Origin of the sequence: Streptomyces sp. RK62 (assembly GCF_018070255.1) — a bacterium.
GTDB classification, from domain to species: Bacteria; Actinomycetota; Actinomycetes; order Streptomycetales; family Streptomycetaceae; genus Streptomyces; species Streptomyces nigra.
This window is the reverse complement of record NZ_JAGPYD010000011.1, coordinates 47,409-72,612: the sequence shown is the minus strand read 5'-3', so window position 1 is coordinate 72,612 and position 25,204 is coordinate 47,409. Positions and strand designations below refer to the sequence as shown.

22 protein-coding genes are annotated in these 25,204 nt (G+C 74.0%); 3 read left to right on the top strand and 19 right to left on the bottom strand.

The genetic code is table 11. The features are described 5' to 3' along the window. Positions 1-35 precede the first annotated feature (35 nt). The 13 genes from KBY32_RS21880 to KBY32_RS21820 all read right to left on the bottom strand — a co-directional run bounded on the left by KBY32_RS21880 (position 36) and on the right by KBY32_RS21820 (position 17,426). Positions 36-1,394: a PP2C family serine/threonine-protein phosphatase gene (locus KBY32_RS21880; protein ID WP_181890484.1), complete on the bottom strand. Its 1,359-nt coding sequence runs from the start codon at positions 1,392-1,394 to the stop codon at positions 36-38. Continuing rightward, positions 1,395-3,899 (bottom strand): serine/threonine-protein kinase, encoded by a 2,505-nt coding sequence (locus tag KBY32_RS21875; protein WP_210981287.1) that lies wholly within the window; start codon positions 3,897-3,899, stop codon positions 1,395-1,397. 16 nt (positions 3,900-3,915) lie between these two features. Further along, positions 3,916-5,226 carry a hypothetical protein gene (locus KBY32_RS21870; RefSeq protein WP_055623911.1) on the bottom strand — a complete coding sequence of 437 codons (1,311 nt, stop codon included), beginning with the start codon at positions 5,224-5,226 and terminating at the stop codon, positions 3,916-3,918. 76 nt (positions 5,227-5,302) lie between these two features. Next, on the bottom strand, positions 5,303-6,376 hold the full coding sequence (locus KBY32_RS21865) for a glutamate ABC transporter substrate-binding protein (protein ID WP_210981286.1): 1,074 nt from the start codon (positions 6,374-6,376) through the stop codon (positions 5,303-5,305). 14 nt (positions 6,377-6,390) lie between these two features. Continuing rightward, complete coding sequence (locus tag KBY32_RS21860) at positions 6,391-7,863, bottom strand: hypothetical protein (RefSeq protein WP_210981285.1); 1,473 nt, start codon at positions 7,861-7,863, stop codon at positions 6,391-6,393. A 215-nt stretch (positions 7,864-8,078) separates the two neighbouring features. Further along, entirely contained in the window at positions 8,079-9,050 is a 972-nt protein-coding gene (locus KBY32_RS21855) for an N-acetylglucosamine kinase (protein WP_115508612.1), read from the bottom strand. Next, positions 9,041-10,306 (bottom strand): 6-phospho-beta-glucosidase, encoded by a 1,266-nt coding sequence (locus tag KBY32_RS21850; protein WP_210981284.1) that lies wholly within the window; start codon positions 10,304-10,306, stop codon positions 9,041-9,043. The genes KBY32_RS21855 and KBY32_RS21850 overlap by 10 nt, the downstream gene beginning before the upstream one ends. A gap of 7 nt (positions 10,307-10,313) precedes the next feature. Further along, positions 10,314-11,204 (bottom strand): carbohydrate ABC transporter permease, encoded by an 891-nt coding sequence (locus tag KBY32_RS21845; RefSeq protein ID WP_210981283.1) that lies wholly within the window; start codon positions 11,202-11,204, stop codon positions 10,314-10,316. A gap of 2 nt (positions 11,205-11,206) precedes the next feature. Next, positions 11,207-12,148, bottom strand: coding sequence for a carbohydrate ABC transporter permease (locus tag KBY32_RS21840; protein ID WP_210981282.1), 942 nt, complete (start codon positions 12,146-12,148; stop codon positions 11,207-11,209). A gap of 6 nt (positions 12,149-12,154) precedes the next feature. Further along, on the bottom strand, positions 12,155-13,483 hold the full coding sequence (locus tag KBY32_RS21835; protein ID WP_210981281.1) for an ABC transporter substrate-binding protein: 1,329 nt from the start codon (positions 13,481-13,483) through the stop codon (positions 12,155-12,157). A gap of 94 nt (positions 13,484-13,577) precedes the next feature. Beyond that, a complete protein-coding gene (locus KBY32_RS21830) occupies positions 13,578-14,789 on the bottom strand; it encodes an ROK family transcriptional regulator (protein WP_210981280.1) in 1,212 nt (403 codons plus the stop codon). A gap of 170 nt (positions 14,790-14,959) precedes the next feature. Further along, positions 14,960-16,225, bottom strand: coding sequence for an MFS transporter (locus KBY32_RS21825; protein ID WP_210981279.1), 1,266 nt, complete (start codon positions 16,223-16,225; stop codon positions 14,960-14,962). A gap of 106 nt (positions 16,226-16,331) precedes the next feature. Continuing rightward, the gene (locus tag KBY32_RS21820; protein ID WP_210981278.1) at positions 16,332-17,426 is read right to left on the bottom strand and encodes a mechanosensitive ion channel family protein; all 1,095 of its coding nucleotides are present in this window, start codon (positions 17,424-17,426) and stop codon (positions 16,332-16,334) included. Between the two features lie 327 nt (positions 17,427-17,753). Between KBY32_RS21820 and KBY32_RS21815 the strand changes: the two genes are divergently transcribed. Then, complete coding sequence (locus KBY32_RS21815; RefSeq protein ID WP_019760491.1) at positions 17,754-18,290, top strand: HNH endonuclease; 537 nt, start codon at positions 17,754-17,756, stop codon at positions 18,288-18,290. Between the two features lie 111 nt (positions 18,291-18,401). On the opposite strand, the gene KBY32_RS21810 is transcribed toward KBY32_RS21815, so the two are convergent. The 6 genes from KBY32_RS21810 to KBY32_RS21790 are packed head-to-tail and all read right to left on the bottom strand — an operon-like array spanning position 18,402 to position 22,633. Then, positions 18,402-19,001 (bottom strand): hypothetical protein, encoded by a 600-nt coding sequence (locus KBY32_RS21810; RefSeq protein ID WP_210981277.1) that lies wholly within the window; start codon positions 18,999-19,001, stop codon positions 18,402-18,404. Beyond that, complete coding sequence (locus tag KBY32_RS35480) at positions 18,998-19,708, bottom strand: hypothetical protein (protein ID WP_247689885.1); 711 nt, start codon at positions 19,706-19,708, stop codon at positions 18,998-19,000. The genes KBY32_RS21810 and KBY32_RS35480 overlap by 4 nt, the downstream gene beginning before the upstream one ends. A 26-nt stretch (positions 19,709-19,734) precedes the next feature. Then, positions 19,735-20,328 carry a hypothetical protein gene (locus KBY32_RS35475; protein ID WP_247689818.1) on the bottom strand — a complete coding sequence of 198 codons (594 nt, stop codon included), beginning with the start codon at positions 20,326-20,328 and terminating at the stop codon, positions 19,735-19,737. Then, entirely contained in the window at positions 20,325-21,086 is a 762-nt protein-coding gene (locus tag KBY32_RS21800; protein WP_247689817.1) for an ABC transporter ATP-binding protein, read from the bottom strand. Before KBY32_RS21800 ends, KBY32_RS35475 begins: the two co-directional genes overlap by 4 nt. A gap of 42 nt (positions 21,087-21,128) precedes the next feature. After that, positions 21,129-22,037 (bottom strand): zf-HC2 domain-containing protein, encoded by a 909-nt coding sequence (locus KBY32_RS21795; protein ID WP_210981276.1) that lies wholly within the window; start codon positions 22,035-22,037, stop codon positions 21,129-21,131. Further along, positions 22,034-22,633: an RNA polymerase sigma factor gene (locus tag KBY32_RS21790; RefSeq protein ID WP_210981275.1), complete on the bottom strand. Its 600-nt coding sequence runs from the start codon at positions 22,631-22,633 to the stop codon at positions 22,034-22,036. The genes KBY32_RS21795 and KBY32_RS21790 overlap by 4 nt, the downstream gene beginning before the upstream one ends. 176 nt (positions 22,634-22,809) lie before the next feature. Here KBY32_RS21790 and KBY32_RS21785 point away from each other — a divergent pair, with 176 nt between their 5' ends. Both KBY32_RS21785 and malQ read left to right on the top strand, forming a co-directional pair. Then, a complete protein-coding gene (locus KBY32_RS21785; RefSeq protein WP_055623899.1) occupies positions 22,810-23,070 on the top strand; it encodes a hypothetical protein in 261 nt (86 codons plus the stop codon). Next, on the top strand, positions 23,071-25,179 hold the full coding sequence (malQ, locus tag KBY32_RS21780) for a 4-alpha-glucanotransferase (protein ID WP_210981274.1): 2,109 nt from the start codon (positions 23,071-23,073) through the stop codon (positions 25,177-25,179). It begins immediately after the preceding gene. The last annotated feature ends 25 nt before the right edge of the window (positions 25,180-25,204 follow it).

Genomic DNA, 25,204 nt, shown 5'->3' with positions numbered 1-25,204 from the left:
CCTCCGGTCCGTTGAGGCCGTCCCCGCGGCACGCCTCAGCCCGATCCTGCCCCCGTCGGCGGTGCCGGGAACGGCAGGACGGCCACTGTTACGTTGTCGTGGCCGCCGCCGTCGAGGGCGTGCCCCACGAGCACCCGGGCGGCGTGCAGGGGGCGCGTGGCCGCGTCGGCCGGGACGATCTCCGCCATGTGCTCGGCGGCCTCGGCGTAGTTCCACAGGCCGTCCGTGCAGACCACGACGACGCCCGGGCGGTCCGGCTTGAAGGACGCGGTGTGCGGCTCCAGTTCGTAGGCGTCCGCGCCGAGCCAGCCCGTGATGGCGTGGGCGCGCTCGTCGGCGTACGCCTCGGCCTCGTTCATCAGGCCCGCCGCGACCATCTGCGCGGCCCAGGAGTCGTCCTCGGTGAGCCGGGCCGGGGCGGTGGAGCGGTCGGCCGGGACCCAGTAGACGCGGCTGTCCCCGACCCAGCCGACGACCAGCAGGTCGGGGGTGACGACGGAGCCGACGATGGTGCAGGCCGGCGCGTTCTGGTGCGGGGCCTGCTCGCGGGCGGTGGCCGGTTCGGCTGCGAGCGCGTTGACCGCGTTGGAGGCGGCGACGATCGCCTCGTGCAGGGCCTGCTGCGGATGGGTGCCGCGGGGCAGCGCGGCCAGCAGCGACTCGGCGGAGGCGCGGGCCGCGGCGAGCGAGGCGTCGTCGGGGCGGGTCGCCGAGGACACCCCGTCGCAGACCATCGCCAGGGTCGCCGGACGTCCGTCCGGCAGGGTCGTGCAGGCGACGGCGAACGCGTCCTCGTTGCGGTGGTGGCGCAGTCCGCGGTCGCTGACGGCGGCGATCGGGCCGGCCTCCTGCTCCATGTGGTCCCGCTCGCGGGGCTGGGCGTGCCCGCAGTTCTCGCAGTAGCCGTCCCGGTCGACGCGGCCCGCGCGGCAGGCGACGCACACCTTGGTGCCCTCCGGCGGGGTCGGCGGCCCGGCGCTCACCCGGGGGTCGGGGGCCTGCAGGGCGTACTCGTCGGGCCGGTCCGGACGGTCCAGGCGCACCCCGGAGGAGCCCGCCTCGGGTGACTCGGCGGGGACGGGGACGCCGTCCGGCACGGTGGGCGTGCGCGGGGTCGCGGGATCGCTCTCGCCGGCCTGCGCCGGGAACGGCGGCGGGGCGGGCGCGGCGGGGGCCGGGATGCCGGGCGGCGGCACCGGCGGCGGGGGAGGGGTGCCCGGGGGCAGATCGTGACCGCCGGCGGCCGAGCCGTTCAGGGCGATGGTGGGGTGGTCGTCCGGCCGTGCGGGCACGGCGGACAGGTCGTATCCGCACGCACCGCAGAAACGGTCACCCGAGTCGAGCGGCCAGGCGCAGCTCGGGCAGGCGGACAACTGGGGCATCTGCGACATCAACTACACCCACGTCCGGGGGCGGTAACGGTTGGCACGTTCCACCAGGTCGATCCTCTCCTCGCCGCCCCGGGCCAGCCGGGCCAGCATGCGGTACGAGCGCTCCAGGCCGAACCGCAGTCCCCGCTCGTCCAGGCCACTGCCGAGCAGCGTCCGTCCTCCGGGGGCGGACGGGGCGGAACCCTGGCCACCGGAGAGTATCCAGTCCAGCGCCGCACCGAGCACTTCCGCCGACAACTGCTCCCGGCGCGCCGGGTCCAGGCCGTACGCGTCCAGCGCCTCCACCTGGCCCGCCGCGGCGGTCAGGTCGTCCAGGAACGGTACGTCCCCGGCCGCCGCCGTGCGTTGACGCAGCCGGGCCCGGACGGCCGCGACACGGGCCGCCGTGTAGTGGATCGAGCTCTCCGGGACGGACTCCAGGGTCGTCACGGCCTCATGGCGGTCGCCCGTGGCGAGTTGGACGCGGGCCAGGCCGAACGCGGCGCTGACATGGCTGGGGTCGGTGGTCCACACGAGGCGGTAGTACTCGGCGGCGTTGTCCAACTGGCCCAGTACCTCCGCGCACAGACCCAGGGCCAGCTTCGGGGCGAGCTCCCCGGGGAAGGCGTCGTAGACCGCGTCGAAGGCGAGCGCGGCGCCCTCGTGGTCCCCGGTGACGAGCGCGGCCACCCCCCGGTACCAGACGACCCGCCAGTCGTCGGGGCGTTCGTCCTCCAGCTTCAGCAGGGCCTCGTGCGCGGTGCCCGTGTCCCCGCTCTCCAGCCGGGCGCGGACCTGCCGCAGCCGGGACTCCGTGGACGGCGCCGGCACCGCGGCGAGCGCGCCGAGCAGCTCGGCCGGGCCGGTGGTCGACAGGCCCGCGAGGAAACCGGCGTTCGGGTCCGCGGGGTCGACCCGGGGGACCGGCAGCGCCAGCGCGGCGGCGGGGGCGTCGGCCTCCTTGACGATCCGTCCGCCGGCCGGCGCGGCCCCGGCCGGCGTCCGGCGGGCGGCGCCCCGGCGGACGGGCACCGGGCGCGCCCCCAGCCGGGAGACGTCCCCGGCCGGCTCCGGGAACAGGACGGTGTCGGTGACCCGCACCTCCGGCCCGAACAGCGTGGACAGCGCGGGCCTCGCCCGGCCCGTCTGGAGCGAGACGACCTCGCGCAGCACCCCCGTCAGCTGCTCGGTCATCTCCTGCGCGGAGGCGAACCGGCGGGCCGGGTCGGGGTCGGTGGCGCGGACCAGGAGCCGGTAGAAGGACTCGTACCGGCGGAAGACCTCGATGTGGTCGGGGTCGGGCAGCGAGTCGGCGTAGACGTTCGTGTAGCCCTGGAAGTCGAAGGTCAGCACGGCGAGCGTGCGGGCGACCGTGTACAGGTCGGAGGCGACCGACGGGCCGGCTTCGGCGACCTCCGGGGCCTGGTAGCCGACCGTGCCGTAGACGGCCGACTCGTCGTCGTCCATCCGGCGGACCGCGCCCATGTCGATCAGCTTGAGCTGGTCCTCGGTCTGGATGGCGTTGTCGACCTTGAAGTCGCAGTACAGCAGATTGCGGCTGTGCAGATGGCCGAGGGCCTCCAGCGCCTCGATGCCGTACGCGCACGCCTGCTCCACCGGCAGCGGGTCGCGGCGGCCCGCCTCCGTACGGCGGGCGTTGGCTATCTCCTTCAGCGACTTGCCGCCGACGTACTCCATCACGATGTAGCCGTCGAGGGAGCCGGTGCGCTGGTCGAGGTGCTCGACGAAGTTGTAGATCCGCACGATGTTGGCGTGCTCGATCTCCGCGAGGAAGCGCCGCTCGGATATCGCCGCCGCCATCGCGTCCTGGTCACCGGTGTCGAGCAGGCCCTTCAGCACCACCCAGCGGTCGGAGACCGCCCGGTCCACGGCCAGATAGATCCAGCCCAGCCCGCCGTGCGCCAGACAGCCCGCGACCTCGTACTGGCCGTGCACGACGTCCCCGGCGCGCAGCTTGGGCACGAACGAGTACGGGTGCCCGCACTTCGTGCAGAACCCCTCGGTGCGGCCCGGCCGGTCGCCGCGGGCCCGGCCGACGGGCGCCCCGCAGTCGGAGCGCGAGCAGAACCGCTTGCGCTCCGGCACCTCCGCCTTCTCCAGCACCATCGCGCGCGGGTCCGGACGCGGCACGTCCGGCACCTGCACCAGCCCGGCGCCCAGCCGGCCCCGGCCGCTGGAACCGGACGTCGACCCGGAGCTGCGCACCGACACCGAACGGCCCGTGGACCGCCCCGCCACCGAGCGCGACAGCCGCCCCGACACCGACCGCCGGGACCTCGAGGACTGCGACGACGTACGCGAGCTGCCCCGGCCCGTGGGACGCGAACCGCCGCTGCCCGACGTGCCCTTGGCACCCGCCGCGACCCCGGTGGACGGCGAGCCGACCGTGCCGGTCGCCGAGACGACCGGGGCCAGACCGCAGGTGTCGCAGTACAGCTCACCGCCGCCCATGTCCTCGTACGACCCGGTGCAGTCCGGGCGCTGACAGGTCTGCCCCGCCTGGCTCATGTCTCCCCCCTGCCCCTCATGTCCCGCCCCCCGCACCGTCCTCCGGGGTGCGCGGACCCGGGATACGGCCCCCGCCGAGCAGCTCGGCCGCCGCCTGCTGGTAGCGCAGGACCGCCTGCTCCGCGACGCGCAGATCGCAGGGCGCGCTCCACAGCATGCGGCGCGCCGCGTCGTAGCGCTCGATCAGCAGCGGGTCCTCCGCGAGGCCGTGCCGGGCCACCTTCGCCTTGTACGCGTCGAGCCGGCCGCGCAGCTCGGCGCGGACCGCCAGGGGCGCCGTGACCGCCGTCAACGACTCGCGGGCGCGCAGGAGTTCGTCCTCGGCCTTCTGCTCCAGGGTCTCCAGCAGCGGCGACAAGCGGTGCCACTGGGCCTGCCGACGGTACTCGGCGGCCGTCGCCAGCTGCTCCTGGAGCACCGTCGGGGGACCGCTGACCACCGGGACCTCGGTGGCGGCGATCTTCGCCAGCACCTCGCCGCGCGCGGTACGGGCCTCGGCGAGTGTGCGGTCCGCGCGGGACAGCACGTCCCGCAGTCGCACCAGGCGCTTCTCGGCGTCCTGGCGGACCGTCAGGACCGCGTCGATCTCCCGGCGCACATCCTCCAGGGCACGCGCCTCACGGTCGTACACCGTGGTGTCCGGGCGGCCGCCGCCCGGCGCCGAACTGCCCTTCGCCGGCACCCAGTGCGCCAGCGGGTCCGACACCACCTCGGCGCGCAGCCTGGTCAGGGTGCGGGTGATCCGCTCCAGGTCGTCCCCGGCCGGATGCTCGCCGGGGCGCACCCCGACGGAGTGCGCGAGCCGGCGGGTGCGCTGGAGCTCGGCGGCGAGTAAATCGATCCGGGCGGGCAGCGCGGACCAGACCGCGTCGGCGGCCACGACCATGTCCAGCGAGGTCGCGTACAGCTCGTTCATCCGGTCCACCAGCGCGGCCAGCGAGTACCGCTCGCTCAGCCGGCCCGGACCGCCCGGCAGGGACGGCGAGTCGGGCACCGTCACACACTCACCGCGCAGCAGCTCGGTCAGCTCCACCAGGTCCTCGCGGCTGGACCAGCGGCGCCGGGACCGGATCTCCCGGGCCGAGCGCAGCGCGCCGGTGTAGGCGTCGAAGTACGCCCACAGCAGCGTGATCGACGCCTCCACGGACGTCCAGCGCTCCTTGGTCACGCCGGTCAGCTCGGCCCCTTCGAGGAGTCTGCGGCCCGCGTGGTCCTGGAGGGCGAGCAGCGAGGTCTCGATCGCCTCGTGCTCCTGGCCGAGCCGCGCCAGCGCACGGTCCACCTCGTCCCGGTCCATCACCGGCCCGGCGGGGTCCGTGACGCCCATCGATCACCTCTCGCTGCGTTGAGTTCCGTCAGTAGGTCGTGCGTGCCGTGCGTGCCGTCCCGCGGTCGCGGTCCGCTCACGCGTAGTCGGCCTCGGGCGGGGTCGCCGACGCCGACTTCCTGCCGTCCGTGTCCATGGTGGGGTGCAGCCACTTCTCGTACGACTCCGCCCAGCCACCGTCCTCGACGTAGTCCTCCAGGATCCGGTTGACCCGGCGGACCAGATCGTCGGATCCCCTTTTCATCGCCACTCCGTAGTACTCGTCCGTGAACAGCCCGCCCTTGAGCTCGATCGCCGGGTCCTGCGCCGCCTGGCTCGCCGCGAGCGCGCCGTCCGTGACGACCGCGTCGACCTCCCCCAGTTGCAGCTTGACCAGGCAGTCCAGCTGGTTGGGGACGGTGGTGCGGATGTCGGTGGAGTCGGGCAGGACGCCTTCCTTCCTGCCCGCTTCGAGGTTGTCGTACGCGGTGGATCCCCGCGCCGAGCACACCTTGCGGTCCGCGAGGGACGTGTCGAACCCGGTGACCTGCGACGTCTTGGGTGCGAGGACCTGCTGACCGGTGACGAAGTAGGGCGCGGAGAACGCGACTTGCTCCAGCCGGTCACAGGTGATCGTCATGGTGCGCACCACCATGTCGACCTCGCCCTTCTGGATCGCCTCGATACGGCGGCTGGTCGGGATGGCCTTGAACCGCACGGCGTCGCGGTCGCCCAGCAGGTCCTCGGCTATCCGGTGGACCAGGTCGATGTCGAACCCCTCCAGGTCGCCCGAGGGGTTGTTCGGGTCGAGGTAGCCCCAGCGGTAGCTGTTGGTGTCGACGCCGACGACCAGACGCCGGTCCTCGCGGGCCTTGACGGCGTCGATCGTCGGGGTCTTCCCGTCGCCGCCGGACGGCGACAGGCTGCGGTCCTGCGGGTCCTCGCAGTCGTCGGCCCTGGCCTGCACGGCACGGGTCACGCCGTGTCCGGCCGGGGCGCCGTCGCCCGCCGGCTGGGACAGAGGGAGCAGCAGCGCGGCCGTGACCGCCAGGGCGCAGAGGAACGCCATCGCGCCGACGCCGCCCCAGCCGCGCAGGCCCGCCCGCAGACGCCGCCACCAGTGGGCGGAGCCGCCGTCCCGGGCGCGGGGCGCCCCGGCGTGTGCGTTCATCGTCCTGCCCCCTCTCACCGGTACTCCGACAGCCTGCGGCCGATGCCGAGGACCGCGCCCGCCGCGCCCAGCACCGCGAGGACGGCGGCGCCCGAGGGGACACCCGTCAGCGCGTCGAGGCCGCCGCCCGCGGCCCGCCGGAACTCGCCCTGCTCATGGGTGAGCGCGGCCGCCAGCGCCTTGTCGACGTTGTCGAAGCACACGCTCGTCGGGTCCTTCGCGGTGCCGATGACCCGGTCGCGGGCCGCCTGGTAGTTCCCGGAGTCGTTGTCGGCGCGCGCGAGGTCGTGGCGCTGCTTCCAGACCTTCATGAAGCCGTTCGCGTCCTGTACGGGCTTGGCGCCCGCCTTGTCGTCGGCGAGGTCGGCGGCCCGCGCGAGCGCCGTGCGCAGGGCGTCGATCTGCCGGTCGTAGCCCCACTCGTAGGTGTCGACGACGGTGCCGTCGTCCAGGGCGTGGGTGTCGGCGCCGCGACGGACCAGGGTGAGGTTCTCGTCGCTGCGGGCGGTCAGGGAGGCGATCCGGGCCTCGTGGAGCACCGTCAGGGAGCGCACGCCGTGCTCATGGGAGTCGTCCAGGCCGGCGCGGGCCACGGTGTGGCTGACCGTGAGCCACAGCAGGGCGATCGTGGCGGCGGCCGTGGCGGTGACGAGGCCGTGGTTGAGGACGCGGTTGGTGCGCTTGTAGGTGCGGTGCTGGGCCCACAGCAGGGCGGCGAGCGCGAGGACGCCGAGGCCGAGCGAGGCCCACGGGAAGGACCGGGCGTCGGCGTAGTCGGCGCCCAGACGGCGGTTCTCCGTGCGGTACAGCTTCTCGGCGGCCGGCAGCATCCGCTGCTGCATCATCTCGTTGGCGGCCCGCAGATAGGCGCCGCCGACCGGATACCCCTGGCGGTTGTTGGCCCGCGCGGTCTCCACCAGGCCCTTGTACTCGGGCAGCAGCCGGCTCAGTGAGGTGATCGTCCGGGCGGAGGGGGAGCCCGGCTCGGAGTTGGCGGCGGCGGTGACGAGCTTGGCGGCGGCCGTACGGATGTCCTTCTCGTAGCCCGCGCGCATCGCAGGCTTCTCCTGGAGGCCCGCGAGATAGCCGCTGGCCGCCGCGGTGTTGGCGTCGGCGAGGGAGCGGTAGATGTCGGCCGCGTCGGAGCTGAGCGGCTGGCTGCGGTGCAGGACGTCGTCGGCGGCGGCCGTGCGCTCCGTCATCTGCCAGGCGGCGACCGAGCCGAAGGCGACGACGAGCAGCGCGAGGAGGGCACCGAGGATCCGCAGCCGGCCCGGCTCGGTCGTGGCGGCGGCCCTGAGCTGGTCGAAGCCCTCCGCGAACGCGGTGCGGCGGGGCCTCGGCACCGGCGGCGGGGCGGCGGAGACGGGCGCCGACTCCGGTGCGGGCGGCCCGGGTTGGGGCGGCACGGACGGCAGCGTCGGCACGCCCTGGACCGGGTCCCGGTTCGGTGGTGGCGGCGCGCCGCCGCCCGGTGTCCCTGTCATGCCGACCTCCCCCATGGCCATCCGTCGCGGGCCAGTATCGCCGCCCGCACCGGCGTCCGCACCGGCCTTCACCCGATCTTGGTCCGGTGACGGCGGCCGTCCGGCACCCGGCACCGCCGGACACGCCCCCGCACCACCCCCTGCCCATGAGAACGCCGTGGGAATCGGTTCGGTTCCACCTCGTCACACCTGAACACGGGTGAAGCGCGGCGGACCTACGGCTCGAAATGCCGCCGCAGCCGGGCGTGCGCCTCCTCCGGGGCGCCCACCGCGTCCAGCCCCAGCAGCGCCGCCCCCAGCACCGGGCGCGCGGCCACCACCCGCGGTACGGCCTTGGGGGCGCGCGCCGCGAGCAGGTCCCGTACGCCGTCGTCCAGTTGGGGATGGCGGGCCGCCAGGACGCTGCCGCCGAGCAGCACCGGCGTCTCCTCCTCCAGCAGGCCCAGCCGGGTCAGGGCGACCGTCGCCATGGTGGCCACCTCGTCGGCCTGCCGGTCGACCAGGGAGCGCGCCACCGGGTCGCCGGCCGCCGCCGTCGCGAACAGCACCGGGACCAGTTCGTGCCGGCGGCCCTCCAGGATGTGCCCCAGGTGCAGGGCCTCGATCAGCGCGTACATGGAGGGCAGCCCGAAGTGCGCGGGCAGCGACTCGGCGAGGGCGGTCGGCGCGCCCCGCCCGTCCTCCGCCCGCGCCGCGTGCCACAGGGCCTCCTCGGCGAGGCCCCCGCCGCCGCCCCAGTCCCCGGAGACCCTGCCGAGCGCGGGGAAGCGGGCGGTGCGCCCGTCGGGGCGCATGCCCACGCAGTTGATGCCGGCGCCGCAGACGACGGCCACCCCGCGGGGCTCGGCGACCCCGGCGCGCAGGATCGCGAAGGTGTCGTTGCGGACCTCGACACGGGTGCCCCACGCGCGCGCGTGCAGCGCGGCCGCCAGGGTCTCCTCCTCCACCGGCAGATCGGCGTTGGCCAGGCACGCCGAAACGTGGTCGGCGGAGGTCACGCCGGCTGCCGTGAACGCCTCCTCCACCGCCCCGGCGAGCGTGTCCATGGCCTCCTCGACGCCCACGGCGGGCGGCCGGAAGCCTCCCGCGCGGGCCGTGGCCAGGACGGTGCCGTCGGCGGCCACGACCGCGACGTCGGTCTTGCTGTTGCCCGCGTCTACGGCGAGGACACGTGCGGTCATGCCCACGCGAGATGCTCCCGGTTGTGTGCGATCAGCTCGTCGGTGAGCTTCTCGGCGTACTCGAACTGGCCGACGAGGGGGTGGGCGAGGAGCGCCCGGAACACCCGGTCCCGGCCGCCGTGCAGGGCCGCGCCGAGCGCCAGGTCCTCGTACGCCGTCACCTGGGCCATCAGGCCCGCGTACAGCGGGTCGACGTGGGGGACCGGCAGCGGCGCCGCGCCGTCCCGCCCGACGGCCGCCTGCACCTCGATCACCGCGTCGTCGGGCAGGAAGGGCAGCGTGCCCCGGTTCAGGGTGTTCACCACCTGGAAGGGGCTGCCGGCGCCGGTCAGCAGGGCCGCCGCGAGATCGACGGCCGCCTCCGAGTAGTACGCCCCGCCCCGCTTGGACAGCAGCTCCGGCTTCTCGTCGAGCGCCGGGTCGGCGTACAGGGCGAGCAGTTGCCGTTCCATCTCGGCGACCTCGGCGGCACGGGACGGCTTGGTGCGCATCTCCCGGACGACCGCGTCGTGGGCGTAGAAATAGCGCAGGTAGTACGACGGGACCACGCCGAGCCGGTCCAGCAGGACGCGGGGCAGACGCAGGTCGCCGGCGAGGGCGTCGCCGTGCTCGGCGAGCAGCTTCGGCAGGACGTCCGCGCCCTCGGGGCCGCCGAGGCGCACCCCGGTCTCCCAGGTGAGGTGGTTGAGGCCCACGTGGTCGAGGTGGACCTCGGCGGGGCGGACGCCGAGCAGGGCGGCGAACTTGCGCTGGAGGCCGATCGCCACGTTGCACAGGCCGACCGCCCGGTGCCCCTCCTGGAGCAGGGCGCGGGTGACGATGCCGACGGGGTTGGTGAAGTCGATGATCCAGGCGCCCGGGTTGGCGCGCCGGACCCGCTCGGCGATGTCCAGGACGACCGGCACGGTCCGCAGGGCCTTCGCGAGACCTCCGGCGCCCGTGGTCTCCTGGCCGACGCAGCCGCACTCCAGGGGCCACGTCTCGTCCTGCCGGCGGGCCGCCTGGCCGCCGACGCGCAGCTGGAGCAGGACCGCGTCGGCGCCGTCGACGGCCGCGTCCAGGTCGGTCGTCGTGGTGATCCGCCCGTCGTGGGCCTGGCGGGCGAAGATCCGGCGGGCGAGGCCGCCGACCAGCTCCAGACGGTCCGTCGCCGGGTCGGTGAGGACCAGTTCCTCGATGGGCAGGGTGTCGCGGAGGCGCGCGAAGCCGTCGATGAGTTCCGGCGTGTAGGTCGAGCCTCCGCCGACCACGGTGAGTTTCACTTGAGATTCAGCCCTTTACTCCGGTGAGCGTGACGCCCTCTACGAACGCTTTCTGGGCGAAGAAGAACACGAGGATCACGGGGGCCATGACCAGCACGGTCGCGGCCATCGTCAGATTCCAGTCGGTGTGGTGCGCCCCCTTGAACGACTCCAGTCCGTACGACAGGGTCCACGCGCCCGGGTTCTCGGACGCGTAGATCTGCGGCCCGAAGTAGTCGTTCCAGGCGTAGAAGAACTGGAACAGGGCCACAGCGGCGATACCCGGTTTCGCCATGGGCAGCACCACCCGCAGCAGGGTGCGCAGTTCGCCGCAGCCGTCGACCCTGGCCGCGTCCAGGTACTCGTCCGGGATGGTGGTGAGGAACTGCCGCAGCAGGAAGATCGAGAAGGCGTCGCCGAACGCCATCGGGATGATCAGCGGCCACAGGGTGCCCGACAGGTCCAGCTGCTTCGCCCAGAACAGATACATCGGGATGATGACGACCTGCGGCGGCAGCATCATCATCGAGATGACCAGCATGAGCGTCAGATTCCGGCCCCGGAAACGGAACTTGGCGAGTGCGTACGCGACCGGCACGGACGACACCACGGTGAGGACCGTGCCCAGGCCGGCGTAGAGCAGCGTGTTGCGCCACCAGGTCAGAAAGCCGGGGGTGTCGAACACCTGGGCGTAGTTGTCCCACTCCCAGGTCCGGGGGATCAGGTCCCGGGTCAGGGCCTGCTGGTCGCTCATCAGCGAGGTCAGCACGACGAACACGAAGGGCAGCGTGAAGAACAGGGCGGCCGCGACGCCCAGGGAGTGCACGGCGATCCACTCCAGCACCGCCCGGCGGCGCGCGGTGCGTTCGGCCACGTTCGGGGCGCCCGTGTCCACGGGCCGCTCCAGCACCTGGGTCATGGTCAGTCACCTGCCTGGATGAGTCCGCCCCGGCGCCGCATCAGCAGCGCGGTGAACGCCATGGCGAGGGCGAACAGGACGAGCGCGACCACACAGGCGGAGCCGTAGTCGAAGCGCTGGAAGCCGAGGTTGTAGACGAGCTGGGGGAGGGTCAGCGTCGACTTGTCGGGGTAGCCCGGCTCGAACTGCTGGCCGGAGCCGCCGATGATGCCGGAGGCGACCTTCCCGGCGACCAGCGGCTGTGTGTAGTACTGCATGGTCTGGATGACACCCGTGACGACGGCGAACATCACGATCGGCGAGATGTTCGGCAGGGTCACATAGCGGAACCGGTGCCAGGCCGAGGCGCCGTCGAGTTCGGCGGCCTCGTACTGCTCCTTCGGTACGTCCAGCAGGGCGGCCATGAAGATGACCATGAGGTCGCCGACCCCCCAGAGCGCGAGCGCGGTGAGGGCCGGCTTGGACCAGGCGGGGTCGGTGAACCAGCCGGGCGTGGGCAGACCGAGCCCGTCGAGCACGGAGTTGACGGGTCCGGTGCCGGGGTTGAGCAGGAAGACGAAGGCGAGCGTCGCGGCGACCGGCGGGGCGAGATAGGGCAGATAGAACAGGGTGCGGAAGACCCCCGTCCCCGTCCTGATCCTCGTGATGAGCAGTCCGACGCCCAGCCCGAACACCACCCGGCAGGTCACCATCACCAGCACGAGCCAGAGCGTGTTGCGCAGCGCCGGCCAGAACAGCGGGTAGTCCTGGAAGACGTAGAGCCAGTTGTCCAGGCCGCGGAACACGGGAGTGCCGAAGCCGTCGTACTTCATGAGGGAGAAGTACACGGTGGACACCAGCGGGTAGGCGAAGAAGACGCCGAACCCGATGAGCCACGGTGACAGGAAGGCCACCGTCCGAAGCGCCGACCTGCGGCGCTTCGCGCGGAGTGTGTGCGTCGCCATCGGGGGCTACTTCGCCTGCTCGATGTCGGTGTCGATCTGCTGCGCGGTCTTCTCCAGACCGGCCCTGAGGTCCTTCACCTTGCCGGACTCGTACTGGTAGCCGAAGTCCTGCAGCGTGGTCTGGTAGGTGGAGCCGTTGACGGACGCGGGCGGGGTGTTCGAGTCCGGGTGCTGCGCGATGTCCAGGAACGTCTTGAACCCGGCGTCCACCTTCAGGTCGGGCGACTTCAGGGCCTCGAAGGTGGACGGCACGTTGTGGATGGCGTTCGCGAAGGACACGACGGCCCCGGTGTCCGTCGTCAGGTACTTCACCAGCTCCCAGGCCGCGTTCTGCTTCTCGCTGCGCGGGGCGATCCCGATGACCGTGCCGGAGAGGAAGCCCTTGCCGTACTCGTCCACCTCGTCGTCGGCGACGGGCATCGGCGCGGTGCCGATCTCGAAGTCTGCCCCGGCGTCCTTCGCCATCCCCAGCCGCCACTCGCCGTCGAGCTGCATGGCGACCTGGCCGGTGTGGAACGGGTGCTTGGCGCCCCACTCGTCGCCGAAGGTGTTGCGGTACTTCTCGAGCTTCGCGAAGCCGCCGAGGTCGTCGATCAGCTTCTTCTGGTACGTGAACATGTCCGCGAAGGCCGGGTCCTTCGCGATGTTCGACTTGCCGTCGGCGTCGAAGTAGGCGTGGTCCCACTGGGACATGTAGTGGTCCACGACCGTCTCGTAGCCGTGGTACGTCGGCATGAAGCCGAGCTGCTGGTAGCTGTCGCCCTTGCTCACGGTCAGCTTCTCGGCGACCTTCGCGAACTCCGACCACGTCTTGGGCGGCGCGGTGATGCCGGCCTTCTCGAAGGCGTCCTTGTTGTAGTAGAGGCCGTAGGCGTCGCCGAGCAGGGGCAGGGCACAGCGGGTGCCCTCGAACTGGGTGTAGTCCAGCATCGGCTTCGGGATCAGCTTGTCAAGGTCGAGCTTGGACTTCTCGACGAAGGGCTTGAGGTCGAGGAAGGCGCCCGAGGAGCAGAACTTGCCGATGTTGGACGTCGTGAACGACGACACCACGTCCGGACCGTTCGAACCGCCCGCGCGCAGCGCCTGGTTGAGCTTGTCGTCGTTGATGTTGCCGACGACCTTCACCGTGATGTTCGGGTGGGCCTTCTCGAACGCGTCGACGTTCGCCTGGATCGCCTTCACCTCGGCGGGCGCGCTCCAGCCGTGCCAGAAGGTGATCGTGGTCCGCGCGTTCGGGTCGTCGTTCGCGCCGGCCTCCGACGAGCCCGTACAGGCCGTGGCGAGCAGCGCCAGGGAGGCGGACGCGGCGAGGGCGGCGGCGGTCCGGCGGGGCATCGAGGGTATGACGTTCCTGGACTTTCCGGGCATGACGGGGTCTCCCAAGGGCGGGAAGGGGTGGGTGTGGGTGTGCGGGTGGGTGGGACGCGGGTCAGCGCGAGGTGTCGAAGACCTCGTCGCGGGTGGCCGCGAGGGCGCTCTCCAGCGCGCCCCGCAGCACGGGGTGTTCACGGACCTCGCCGACCACGAGCCGGGGTCGGGCGGCGGCCAGTTCCTCCAGCTCGTCCTGGACGAGGGTGCGCAGGGTGTCCCCGCCGGCGGTCAGCGAGGCGCCGCTGAGGACGACCAGCTCCGGGTCGAGGACGGAGACCAGGGAGGCCAGACCGGTGGCCAGCCGGGTCGCGTAGGTCTCCAGCAGCTGCCGGTGGGGGCCGTCGTCGTGGGCGGTGGCCCGCTCGACGAGGGTGGCGGCCACCTCCGCGTACGGCCCCGACGGGATGTCCGGGACGCCGAGTTCACGGGCGAGGCGGGGGACGGCCTGGGATCCGGCCAGCTCCTGGTAGCCGCCGCTGTTGGCCTTGGTCACCTGGCGGACGAGGGGGGTGCCCGGCACCGGCAGGAAGCCGACCTCGCCCGCGCCGCCGGTCCAGCCGCGGTGCAGCCGGCCGCCGAGGACCAGGGCGGCGCCGAGACCGCCCTCGCTCCACAGCAGGACGAAGTCCTCGTGGCCGCGTGCCGCGCCGAGCCGCTGCTCGGCCACCGCCGCGAGGTTGACGTCGTTCTCGTACTCGACCGGCATCGGCAGCGCCGCCGCGAGCTCGCCGAGCAGCTCGGGGGAGTGCCAGCCGGGCAGGTGGGAGGCGTAGCGCAGCCGGCCCGTGTTGGGGTCGAAGGCGCCGGGCGTGCCGATGACGAGCCGGTGGACGTCGGACCGGGTCAGGCCCGCGGCCTTCACCGCCCCGTCGAGGGCGTCGGTGACCTGCCGTACGACCGGCTGGGCCGGACGCCTGCCGGGGGTGGGCAGGGCGTACGACCCGACGGTGCGGCCGGTGATGTCGGCCACGGCGGCGACGATGCGCTCCGGGGTGACGTCGAGGCCCGCGGCGTACCCGGCCCTCGGGTCGACCTCGTAGAGCTGGGCGTTGGGGCCGGGCCTGCCCTCCGTGGTGCCGGTGGCCAGGACGAGGCCGGCGGCCTCCAGGCGGGCCAGCAGCTGGGAGGCGGTCGGCTTGGACAGGCCGGTCAGCTTGCCGATCCGGGTGCGCGACAGCGGCCCGTGCTCCAGGAGGAGGTCCAGGGCGGCGCGGTCGTTCATGGCGCGCAGGACGCGCGGGGTGCCCGGCGTACCGGCGGTTCCTGCCATGGGGTTCGACACCTGCCTCTCGGCTGCCCAGCTTCCCAGTGATCTCCGGGCGAAGTCCATCCCGGGACGCCCTCGCGAGGACTGTTAGGAAGGTTTCCTGTCTTCTGCGGAGGAAGCTAAGCCCGGGAGGAAGACGGCGTCAAGGGATTCCGCCCGGCGAAACCCGCTCGTCACCTGGGCAGGTCCGGCTGCGGCGCGTCGAGGGCCGGAGCGTCGGGGTGCGGCTCCCGCGCGCGCTCGCGCCAGGGCAGCAGCAGCGGTGTCGCCAGCAGCAGCACACCGGCGACCGCGATGGCGGCCCGCGGGCCCGTCGCCATCGCCAGCACGCCCCACAGCGCGGTCATGGCGGCCGTCACCGTCTTGCTCGTGATCGACCACGCCGTCAGGGTGCGGGTCACCCGGTCCTGCGGGGTCCGCTCCAGGCGCTGGGTGGCGAGAACCGGGGTGAACACCGCGGAACAGGTGATCAGGCCGAACTCCACGGCCATGACGAGGACCAGTCCGGCCGTGCCCGGCCCCACGAAGGCCAGGCCGATCGACCAGCAGGCGCGCAGTGTGCCGGCGGCCAGCAGGACCCGGCGGTGCCCGTGCCGGGCGACCAGCCGCCGCGCGAGCCGGGAGCCCAGCAGGCCGCCCAGGCACGGCAGGGCGAACGCGAGCCCGTACTGCCAGGGCGTGAAGCCCAGCCGGCCCAGCATCAGCACCGCCAGCAGCGGCGACGACACCATGATCAGGGCGTTCACCAGGACCGTGTTGAAGAACAGCGGCCGCAGCACCGCGTCACCGAGGATGAACCGCCAGCCGGCCCGCAGGCCGCCCCGCCGTGGCCCTCGCCCGGCTTCGGGGCGCTCCGGGGGCTTCTCCGTGCCGCCCACGGCCCGCAGCCCCAGCGCCGACAGCAGATAGCTCGCCGCGTCCGCCAGGACCGTCGCCACCGGCCCGAACACGCCGATCGCCACCCCGCCCAGCGGCGGGCCCAGCGCGGTGGCCGTCCAGACCGTCGCCTCGAACCGGCCGTTGGCCGCGAGCAGGTCCTCCGGCGGCAGCAGGGACTTCAGGAACGCCCCGCTCGCCGCGCCGAACGTGATGTCCGCCGCGGCGGTCACCACCGACACCACCAGCAGCTGGCCCAGGCTCAGCGCGTCCAGCGCGAACGCCACGGGCACGCTCAGCAGCGCCGCGCAGCGCAGCAGATCCGCCGCGACCATCACCGGCCGCTTCGGGCGGAACTCCACCCAGGCGCCCAGCGGCACCGCGAGCACCGCGCCCACGGCGAGGCCCGAGGCCGCCAGCAGCGCCACCTCGGTCGGCCCGGCGTGCAGCGCGAGGACCGCGATCAGCGCGAACGCGTCGAAGGCGAGCCGCGTGCCGAACGTGCTCACCGCGTACGCGGCCCACAGCCAGCGGAAACGCCGCCCCAGGGACCGCTCGCCCACCGTCGTCACCGTCCCCGCCCGCCCTCCGTCGCCCCCGGCATCCAAGCCAGTCCGGTCCGCCGGGGCAAACCGGCGGGCCGTCGCGGCGGGACCGGGCCAGGGGCCGCTACTTGGTCACGCTGGGCGGCGTCAGCGGGGTGGCCGCCTGGGACTGCGGGGAGGTGGCGCTGGCGTAGGCCGAGGGGGCCGCCACCGCGGCGGTGGGGTCGGGTGCGGGCGCGTCGTCCACGGCCGGTGCCGGACGGCCGATGATCGGGATGTCGGCGGCGTCGAAGGCGCGCTTGACCCGCCAGCGCAGCTCGCGCTCCACGGTCAGGGACTTGCCCGGCATGGTCTTCGCGGACAGCCGGACCACCATCGAGTCCAGCGACACGCTGTCCAGGCCCAGCACCTCGATCGGGCCCCAGAGGAGCTCGTTCCACGGCTCCTCCTTGGTCATCTTCTCGGCGACCTCGTCGAGGGTGGCCTTGATCTTGTCGAGGTCCTCGTCGGCGGCGACCGTGACGTCCACACCGGCCGTCGACCAGCCCTGCGAGAGGTTGCCGATGCGCTTGACCTCGCCGTTGCGGACGTACCAGATCTCGCCGCCCTCGCCGCGCAGCTTCGTCACCCGCAGACCGACCTCGATGACCTCGCCGGAGGCCACGCCCGCGTCGATCGTGTCGCCGACGCCGTACTGGTCCTCCAGGATCATGAAGACGCCGGACAGGAAGTCGGTGACCAGGTTGCGGGCGCCGAAGCCGATCGCGACGCCCGCGACACCGGCGGACGCCAGGAGCGGGGCCAGGTTGATCTCGAAGGTGCCCAGGACCATCAGGGCGGCCGTGCCGATGATCAGGAAGCTGGCCACCGAGCGCAGCACCGAGCCGATCGCCTGCGACCGCTGCCGGCGGCGCTCGGCGTTGACCAGCAGACCGCCCAGGGCCGTGCCGTCGACGGCCGACGCGGTGCGGCTCATACGGTCGATGAGCTTGGTGATCGCGCGGCGCACGAAGACTCTCAGGATCGCCGCTATGACCACGATCAGCAGGACGCGCAGTCCGATCGCCAGCCAGGTCGACCAGTTCTGCTCGACCCAGGTGGCGGCCTCGGCCGCGCTCTCGTGGGCGTCCCGGATGGTGGGGACCGCCGGGGTCGTCGTCTCCGAGGGGACCGGCGACGGGGTCGCGTCGGCGGCCGGCAGGACGGCGGGCAGGGTCACAGCGGGTACCTCCAGTGCAGCGGTCCGCCCCACCGGCAGGTGCTCAAGGTCGGTCAAGGTCACGAATAGGTCACCGGCGGGGCAGACCCACCACACTATCGGGGCATCGTGTGCACATCGTCCCCATGTTCGGGGGAGGAACCGGCCCCACGTGGGGATGAACTGGTGGGATGAACAGTTCATCTCCCTGGGGATGCATCAGATGTGGTCGAAAACACTCCCAGCCCGTTACCGGGACATGGTGGCGCCATCACCAGGCATGAGGGGAAACTGACTACAGATCGTCCCGGCGCGAGCCACGCGCCGCCGACGCCCAAGGAGGCATCCGTGCCGCATGTCCTGGTCCTCAACGCGTCGTACGAGCCGCTCGGCGTCGTACCGCTCCGCCGCGCGCTCGTCCTCGTCCTCGAGAACAAGGCCGTATGCCTCGAGGAGTCCGGCGCCTATCTGCACAGCGCAACCGTCACCGTCCCCGCCCCCAGCGTGGTCCGGCTCAAGCGATTCGTGCGCGTCCCCTACCGGGGGCCCGTTCCTCTCACCCGCAGGGCGCTCTTCGCGCGCGACGGGGGCCGGTGCATGTACTGCGGTGGCGTCGCAACCAGCGTCGACCACGTCATCCCGCGCAGCCGCGGGGGCAAGCACGTCTGGGACAACGTGGTGGCGTCCTGCCGCCGCTGCAACCACGTGAAGGCCGACCGCCATCTGTTCGAGATCGGCTGGCGGCTGCGGCACAAACCGGCTCCGCCGACCGGTCTGGCCTGGCGCATCATCGGCACCGGGCATCGTGACCCGCGCTGGTTGCCGTACTTGCAACCGTATGGGGCGGACGACGCCTTGGCCCGGATCGACGGCATTTCCGCCTGACGTTCCGGGCCTTCGCGTATCGCGGTGCGGGGTGCCCCGCACACGGGTGCTGGGGGCGCGGCTCCCTGGGGCATTCGCCCTCAGGGGTCCCGCTCTCAGGGGCTTCCGCCCTCAGGGAGTCCCGCGCGCCCCCTTCACCGCGTACGCGCCGCCCCCCACGGTGAACAGCACCGCGGCCGTCACCCACGCGCCCGGGCCGGCACCGGGCTCCAGCAGCCATGCCCAGACGGGCAGCGCGGTGCCCCGCAGGCCCGAGATCCCCAGGTACATCGCGCTGACGTAGGCGAACACCGGCAGCCAGCTCAGCCGCGCGCCCAGGAGCACCGCCGCGCCCGCCGTCAGGCCGACGCAGCCCAGGACGTTGCGGACCATGGCGGGCGCGCCGAAGGTCTGCGCGCCGGACAGGACCGCCAGCGGCAGCAGGGCCCCGGCCAGGGCCGTCAGAGCGAAGAGGTGGATCAGCCGGCGGCGCCACCAGGGGCGTACCGCCGTGCGGTCCAGTTCGTCGGAGGCCGAGTGCAGGCTGGTGCCGATCGCCGTCGCGGCCACCAGCGGGGCCAGGGCCACCACCGGCACCCTGCGTTCCGGGTCGAGGTAGGAGTCCAGGGCGTGGGCGGCCCAGACGGCGAGCAGGGTGGTCGCGGCGAGCGCGGCGACCGTCTGCGGGAGGGCGCGGGAGCGGGCGTAGAGGACGGGTCCGGTGGCGCTCACAGGGCGGGCACCCCCTTCGGGTCGCAGTCGGCCGCCGTCCTGAAGTACTCCGACAGCCAGGCCCGGCGCTCGTCCTCCGCCATCGCCAGCAGGCGGGCGCGGGCCCGCTTTCTGGCCTTCAGCTCGGCGCGGTGGGCCTCGCCCCCCCTGGCGTCCAGCTCGTCGAAGTGCTTCTCCACCGGGCTCGGCGCCAGATAGTGCTCCACGGCCGCGTCCGTGCGGTCGACGACGGGGTCCGTGTCGTCGCATTCGACGCGGCTGAGCAGGGCCATCCCCGCCTCCCAGGCGTACTGCCGCGGATCGGCGAGCTTCCCGCGTACGACCGACCAGCCGAGCGGGGTGACCCCCGGGAGCTCGACCTCGCCGGCGCGGGGGCGGCCCGGGTGGTCCTCGAAGCGGACGGGGAGGTTGTCCACGCCCTCCAGGCGGCCCGTCAGCCCGGACAGGGCCTCGGTGATCTGCGGCAGCAGCCTCTCGTACCGCTCGTTCACGCACACCTGCGGGGTCGTGGTGGTGTCGCAGACCTGCCGCTGGGCCACCGGATTGGGGCGGGTCAGGCCGTCGGCCTGGACGAGCGCGACCGCGGCGGCCGTCGCGCAGGCCAGCGGCACCAGGGCGGTGGCCCGGCGGCGGGCGGCGAGGGCCAGCACCGCGGCCAGGGCGAGCCCGCCCACCCACACCACCGACACCCAGGGCTGCCACCACACGGTGACCCTGGTGACGGAGGCGTCGATCAGCGGGGAGAGCCGGGCGTAGGCCTCGGTGCGGTCGTAGGACAGGAAGCCGAGGACGGCGTACGCGCCGTCGCCAGCAGCGGCGCCGCCAGCCGCCAGCGCACGGCCCGGCCCACCGCGTGGCCCGCGAGCGCCGCGCTGCCGAGGAGGAGGGAGTCGGCCAGCGGCACGGCCGGATAGGGGCTGTCCCCGGTGGCGCAGTACCAGGTGGCCAGCAGCACGCACCCGGCGGCGGCCAGCTGCCCGACGGCCACCCACAGGGCGACGGGCACCGCCGACGCGAGGAAGCGGGGGAGCGCACCGCGTACGGCGGTCTCCAGCAGGTCGCCGGTACCGCGCCGGCGCTCCCGCCCGCCCTGCCAGCAGCCCGCGGCCAGCGCCAGCGGGATACCGAGCAGGACCGCGGCGGCGTGCGTCCGGTCCCGGGTCTCCGCCCAGCCGCCCTGCCAGCTGTCGGCCGGTACGGCCAGGGCGACCAGCAGGGTGAGCAGGATCGCGGCGCCGGCGAGCGGGGCGAAACCGCGCAGGAACTCAGGGCGGAGAGGGCCGGCCCCGGTGGTGCTCGCGGGCTTCCGTTCGGCGAGGAGCGTCATCGGGCCGCCACCTCGCGGTGGGCGCGCAGGGCGGCCGTGTAGCCGCGCTCGATGGGGTGGTCGCCGACGCCGTCCGCGGTGGCGCCGAGGGCGGTCAGCGCCTCGGGGGTGCCGCGATAGGCGAGCCGGCCCCCCGCGATGAGCGTGACCTCCGTGCAGGCCGCGGCCACGTCCTCCACGAGATGCGTGGAGACCACGACCGTGGCGTGGACGCCGAGTTCGCGCAGCAGTTCGCGGAACTCCACACGCTGCTCCGGGTCGAGGCCCGCGGTCGGCTCGTCCAGGAGCAGGACGGCGGGGTCGTTGACGATGGCCTGCGCGATGCCGACCCGGCGGACCATGCCCCCGGACAGCGTCTTGATCTTCGCGTCGATCCGGTCGGCGAGACCGACCCGGGCCACGGCACGCTCCACGGCGGCCGGGGTCACGGCGGCCGGCATCTCCTTCAGCCAGGCCATGTAGGCGACGAACTCGCGCACGGTGAAGCCGGGGTAGTAGCCGAACTCCTGCGGCAGATAGCCGAGCCTGCGGCGGACCTCGGTGCGTCCGCGCGGGTCGGCGACGTCCTCGCCGAGCATCCGCACCCGGCCGCCGCTCGGCGCGGCCACCGTGGCGAGCACACGGATCAGCGAGGTCTTGCCCGCGCCGTTCGGGCCGAGCAGCCCGTGCACACCGCGGCCGAGGTCGAGGTCGAGGGAGTGCAGGGCGACGGTCTTGCGGTGCCGGACATGCAGACCGGCCACCTGGATGGTGGTCAAGGGGACTCCAGTACGTACGTACTTACCGGGAAGTGGTGTCTGTCAGAAGCGTTCGAGGCGGTCGTACGCCGTGCGCCGGGCCGCCAGCAGGACCGCGCACAGGGCCGCTGCCGCCGCCCAGCCGCCCTGGGTGGCGGCGCCGCCCACATAGGCGGAGAGCTGGTCCGAGAGATGCCGGGCGACCGCGCCGTCGGGGGTCGCGAGCGCCGGGGCCAGGACGGCGCACAGCCAGCCGCCGCCGGTCACCGCCGTCGCCGTGCGCAGCCCCAGCCAGCCGCCGAGGGCGAGCGCGGCCAGCGTCAGGGTGAGTCCGGGCAGCAGCCAGGCTGCGGCACCGGGCCCGCCCGGGGACGGCAGCACCAGCCCGGCGAGGGTCAGCAGCGGCAGGCTCACCGCCAGCACCACCGCGGTGCGGGTCAGCACCAGGCGCAGCCCCGCCGACGGGGTGGACGCGGCCAGTTCGTGCAGCGGGTCGGCGTGCCGGCCGTAGGACAGGGCCACCCCGGCGACCGGGACGACCGGCGCGACGGCCAGCAGCAGGGGACGGGCCCCCGAGAAGCCGGCGACATGCGCGAGCAGGACGGCGCCGAGCGCGACGAGCAGGACGGCGGGCAGCCAGGCGCCGCGCACGGCGGGGGCGGCGGCCCACAGGAGACGGGGGGTGCGCGGCGGCGGGGCTTCGGCCGGTGCGGGTGTGGCGGCCGCCGGGACGGCATGGCGTAGGTCCTGTGGAGTGGCTTCGGCCGGTGCGGGTGTGGCGGCGGCCAGGACGGCGTCGCGGACGTCCGCCAGGACCGCCCCCGCCGCCGTGGCCCGCACCGCCCCCGAGACCCGGCCCGCGCAGGAGGCGCAGGACTCCAGGTGCTTCTCCAGGGACCAGGCGTCGGCGTCGGGCAGCGACCCGTCGGCGTAGCGCGCGATCAGCGCCTCGGGTGCGTGCCAGGCGGTCATGCCGGGCCTCCCATCGGGGACGGGGTCAACTGGGCGAGCGCGGCGCGCAGTTCGGCGCGGGCACGCCTCGCCCGGGTCTTGACGGTGCCCTCCGGGATGCCGAGCAGCCGGGCCGTCTCACGGGTGGTCAGCCCGTCGACGACCGTGGCGCGCAGCACCTCCCGCAGCTCCGGGGAGATCCGGTCCAGGGCGGTGCCGACGTCGCCGTACTCCAGCCCCGTCAGCACCCTCTCCTCCGCGGAGGGCGCTGACGGGGCCGTTCCGGTGCCGGTCCTGGTCGTGTCGATCGGGGTGGTCTCCAGCCGCCCGGCCCGCTCCTGGGCGCGGCGCGCGTCGATCAGCCGGCGGGCCGCGATCGTCCACAGCCAGCCGCCCGCCTCCTCGCCCCGGTGCGCCCCCGCCGACCGCCACACGGTGACGAAGGTGTCCTGGAGGACCTCGCGCACCACCTCGGGGTCCGCGCAGCGCCGGGTCAGCCGGGCGTGCAGCCAGCCCGCGTGCCGGTCGTACAGGGCGCCCATCGCCGCCGGGTCGCCGGCCGCGACGGCCCGGAGCAGGGCGGCGTCCCCCTCGTCCTTCTCCCGCTGGCCCCCCATGGGGCGGAACAGTCTCACACCCCGTCTATCGACGGCCCCGGCGGTTCCGGTTCACCGTCCGGCCGTCCGAACGGAATGTGACGCAGGGCACGTTGTCGGACCGAAGACGTCTGCCCTCCCGCCCTTTGGGTAGGGCTGCGGTGATCCGCCGTCGACCGAGACCCGAGGAGAAGCCCGTGCCCATCGCATCGGCCCCGTCCAAACCTGAGGCGCCCTTCGACCACGAGACGTACGCCTGCGTCTTCAGCGCGGAGGGTGCCTGCGCCGCCTCCCCCCTCACCAGCGAACCCCCGCTCCCCGACGCCGAACCCCTCACCAGCGAACCGCCGCTCGCCGACGCCGTGCCCCTGACGAGTGAGGCCGCCTACTGGGACATGGACGTGGATCCGGGTATGGACACCGGTATGGACATGGACATGAGCGCCCCGAGGCCGTAGATGACACAGACGCGGTCGGCCGACACCCCTGCCGAAGGGTCCGGGCAGCCCCAGGACCCGCCCTCCGACGATCTGTCCCGGCTCGCCGCCCTGCACGGCGTCGCCGTCTCCTACCGGCCGTCCCCCGACCGTGCGGTCACGGCCTCCGCCACCGCACTCACCCGCGCGCTGACCGCCCTCGGCGTCGACGCGAGTACGCCCGCCGCGGTCGCCGCCGCCCTGACCGCCCGCGAACGCGAACTGCGCGAGCGCCTGCTCCCCCCGACCGTCGTCTCCTGGTCCGGCGAGCCCCCGGGCACCGCCCTCGCCGCGCTGCCGCCCGGCACCCGGCTGACCGTCACCACCGAGGACGGCGAGACCCGCGACGGCACCGCCCGGCTGCCCCCCGGCGTGCACCGGCTGACCGCGACCGCGCCCGACGGCCGCACCGCTCACAGCCACCTCGTCGTCGCCCCGCCCCGGCTGCCCGCACCCCCCGGACGGACGTACGGCCTCCTCGTCCAGCTCTACTCCCTGCTGTCCCGGCGCTCCTGGGGCATGGGCGACCTCGGTGACCTGGCCGGCCTGGCCGACTGGGCGGGGCGCACGCTCGGCGCCGGGTTCGTGCAGGTCAACCCGCTGCACGCGGCCGTGCCCGGACCGCCCACCGACCCGTCCCCCTACCGGCCCTCCTCCCGGCGCTTCCCCGACCCCGTCCATCTGCGGGTCGAGGACGTCCCCGAGTTCGCCCGGGTCGAGGACCGCGCACGCCTGGACGCCCTGCTGGAGCGGGCGGCGCGGCTGCGCGAGGGGGTCCTGGAGAAGGGCGCGCTGATCGACCGGGACGCCGTCTGGGAGGCCAAGCGCGCGGCCCTGGAACTCGTCCTGGAGGTGCCGCTCGACCCCGCCCGTCGGGCGGCGTACGACGCCTTCCTCGCACGCGAGGGGCAGGCCCTGGAGGACCACGCCACCTGGTGCGCGCTCGCCGAGGTCCACGGACCGGCCTGGCGGCGCTGGCCGCGGGGGCTACGGGACCCGAGGTCCGAGGAGACCGCCCGGGCGCGGCACGCGCTGCGCGACCGCGTCGACCTCCACCGCCGGCTCGCCTGGCTCACCGACACCCAGCTGACCGCCGCCCAGCGGACCGCGCGGGAGGCGGGGATGCCCGTCGGGATCGTCCACGACCTGGCAGTCGGGGTGCACCCGGACGGCGCGGACGCCTGGGCGCAGCAGGAGTTCTTCGCGGCCGGGATGTCGGTCGGCGCGCCGCCGGACGCCTTCAACGCGCGCGGCCAGGACTGGGGGCTGCCGCCGTGGCGCCCGGACCGGCTGGCCGCGTCCGGCTACGCGCCCTACCGGATGCTGCTGCGGGCCCTGTTCGGCTACGCGGGCGCCCTGCGCATCGACCACGTCATGGGCCTGTTCCGGCTGTGGTGGGTGCCCGAGGGTCGGCCGCCGACCGAGGGGACGTACGTCCGCTACGACGCCGAGGCGATGCTCGCCGTCCTGGTACTGGAGGCGTCCCGGGCCGGTGCCGTGGTCATCGGCGAGGACCTCGGCACCGTGGAGCCCGGCGTACGGGAGCGGCTGCGGGCGCGCGGGGTGCTCGGCACCTCCGTGCTGTGGTTCGAGCGGGACTGGGAGGGCGACGGCCGCCCACTGCCCCCGCAGTCCTGGCGCGCCGACTGCCTGGCCACCGCCACCACCCACGATCTGCCGCCCACCGCGGCCCGTCTCACCGGCGAGCACGTCGAACTGCGCGACCGGCTCGGCCTGTCCACCCGCCCGCTGGCCGAGGAGCGCGCGGAGGCCGCGGCCGACACCGCCGAGTGGCGGGACGTGCTGTCCGGGCTCGGGCTCACGGACGGCGAGGGCGGCGAGGAGGCCGACATCCGGGCCGTGCACCGGTTCCTGCTGCGCACCCCGGCCCGGATGGTGGGCGTCTGGCTGCCGGACGGCGTCGGCGACCGGCGCCCCCAGAACCTGCCGGGGACCTCCGACGAGTACCCCAACTGGCGGCTGCCCGTCGCCGACGCGGACGGGCGGCCGGTGACGCTGGAGGAGCTGACGGCCTCGCCCCGGGTCCGCGCGCTGCTGGAGGTGCTCCGCGAGGAGGCGGCCCGCTCCTGACGGCACCCCCGGGCGCGCGGCGCCC

Bases quoted from the DNA above. Each gene is read 5' to 3' on its own strand.
- KBY32_RS21875 (WP_210981287.1), bottom strand. From the start codon at position 3,899: ATGAGCCAGGCGGGGCAGACCTGTCAGCGCCCGGACTGCACCGGGTCG.
- KBY32_RS21870 (WP_055623911.1), bottom strand. From the start codon at position 5,226: ATGGGCGTCACGGACCCCGCCGGGCCGGTGATGGACCGGGACGAGGTG.
- KBY32_RS21865 (WP_210981286.1), bottom strand. From the start codon at position 6,376: ATGAACGCACACGCCGGGGCGCCCCGCGCCCGGGACGGCGGCTCCGCC.
- KBY32_RS21860 (WP_210981285.1), bottom strand. From the start codon at position 7,863: ATGACAGGGACACCGGGCGGCGGCGCGCCGCCACCACCGAACCGGGAC.
- KBY32_RS21845 (WP_210981283.1), bottom strand. From the start codon at position 11,204: ATGACCCAGGTGCTGGAGCGGCCCGTGGACACGGGCGCCCCGAACGTG.
- KBY32_RS21840 (WP_210981282.1), bottom strand. From the start codon at position 12,148: ATGGCGACGCACACACTCCGCGCGAAGCGCCGCAGGTCGGCGCTTCGG.
- KBY32_RS21835 (WP_210981281.1), bottom strand. From the start codon at position 13,483: ATGCCCCGCCGGACCGCCGCCGCCCTCGCCGCGTCCGCCTCCCTGGCG.
- KBY32_RS21830 (WP_210981280.1), bottom strand. From the start codon at position 14,789: ATGGCAGGAACCGCCGGTACGCCGGGCACCCCGCGCGTCCTGCGCGCC.
- KBY32_RS35475 (WP_247689818.1), bottom strand. From the start codon at position 20,328: ATGACGCTCCTCGCCGAACGGAAGCCCGCGAGCACCACCGGGGCCGGC.
- KBY32_RS21795 (WP_210981276.1), bottom strand. From the start codon at position 22,037: ATGACCGCCTGGCACGCACCCGAGGCGCTGATCGCGCGCTACGCCGAC.
- KBY32_RS21790 (WP_210981275.1), bottom strand. From the start codon at position 22,633: ATGGGGGGCCAGCGGGAGAAGGACGAGGGGGACGCCGCCCTGCTCCGG.
- malQ (WP_210981274.1), top strand. From the start codon at position 23,071: ATGACACAGACGCGGTCGGCCGACACCCCTGCCGAAGGGTCCGGGCAG.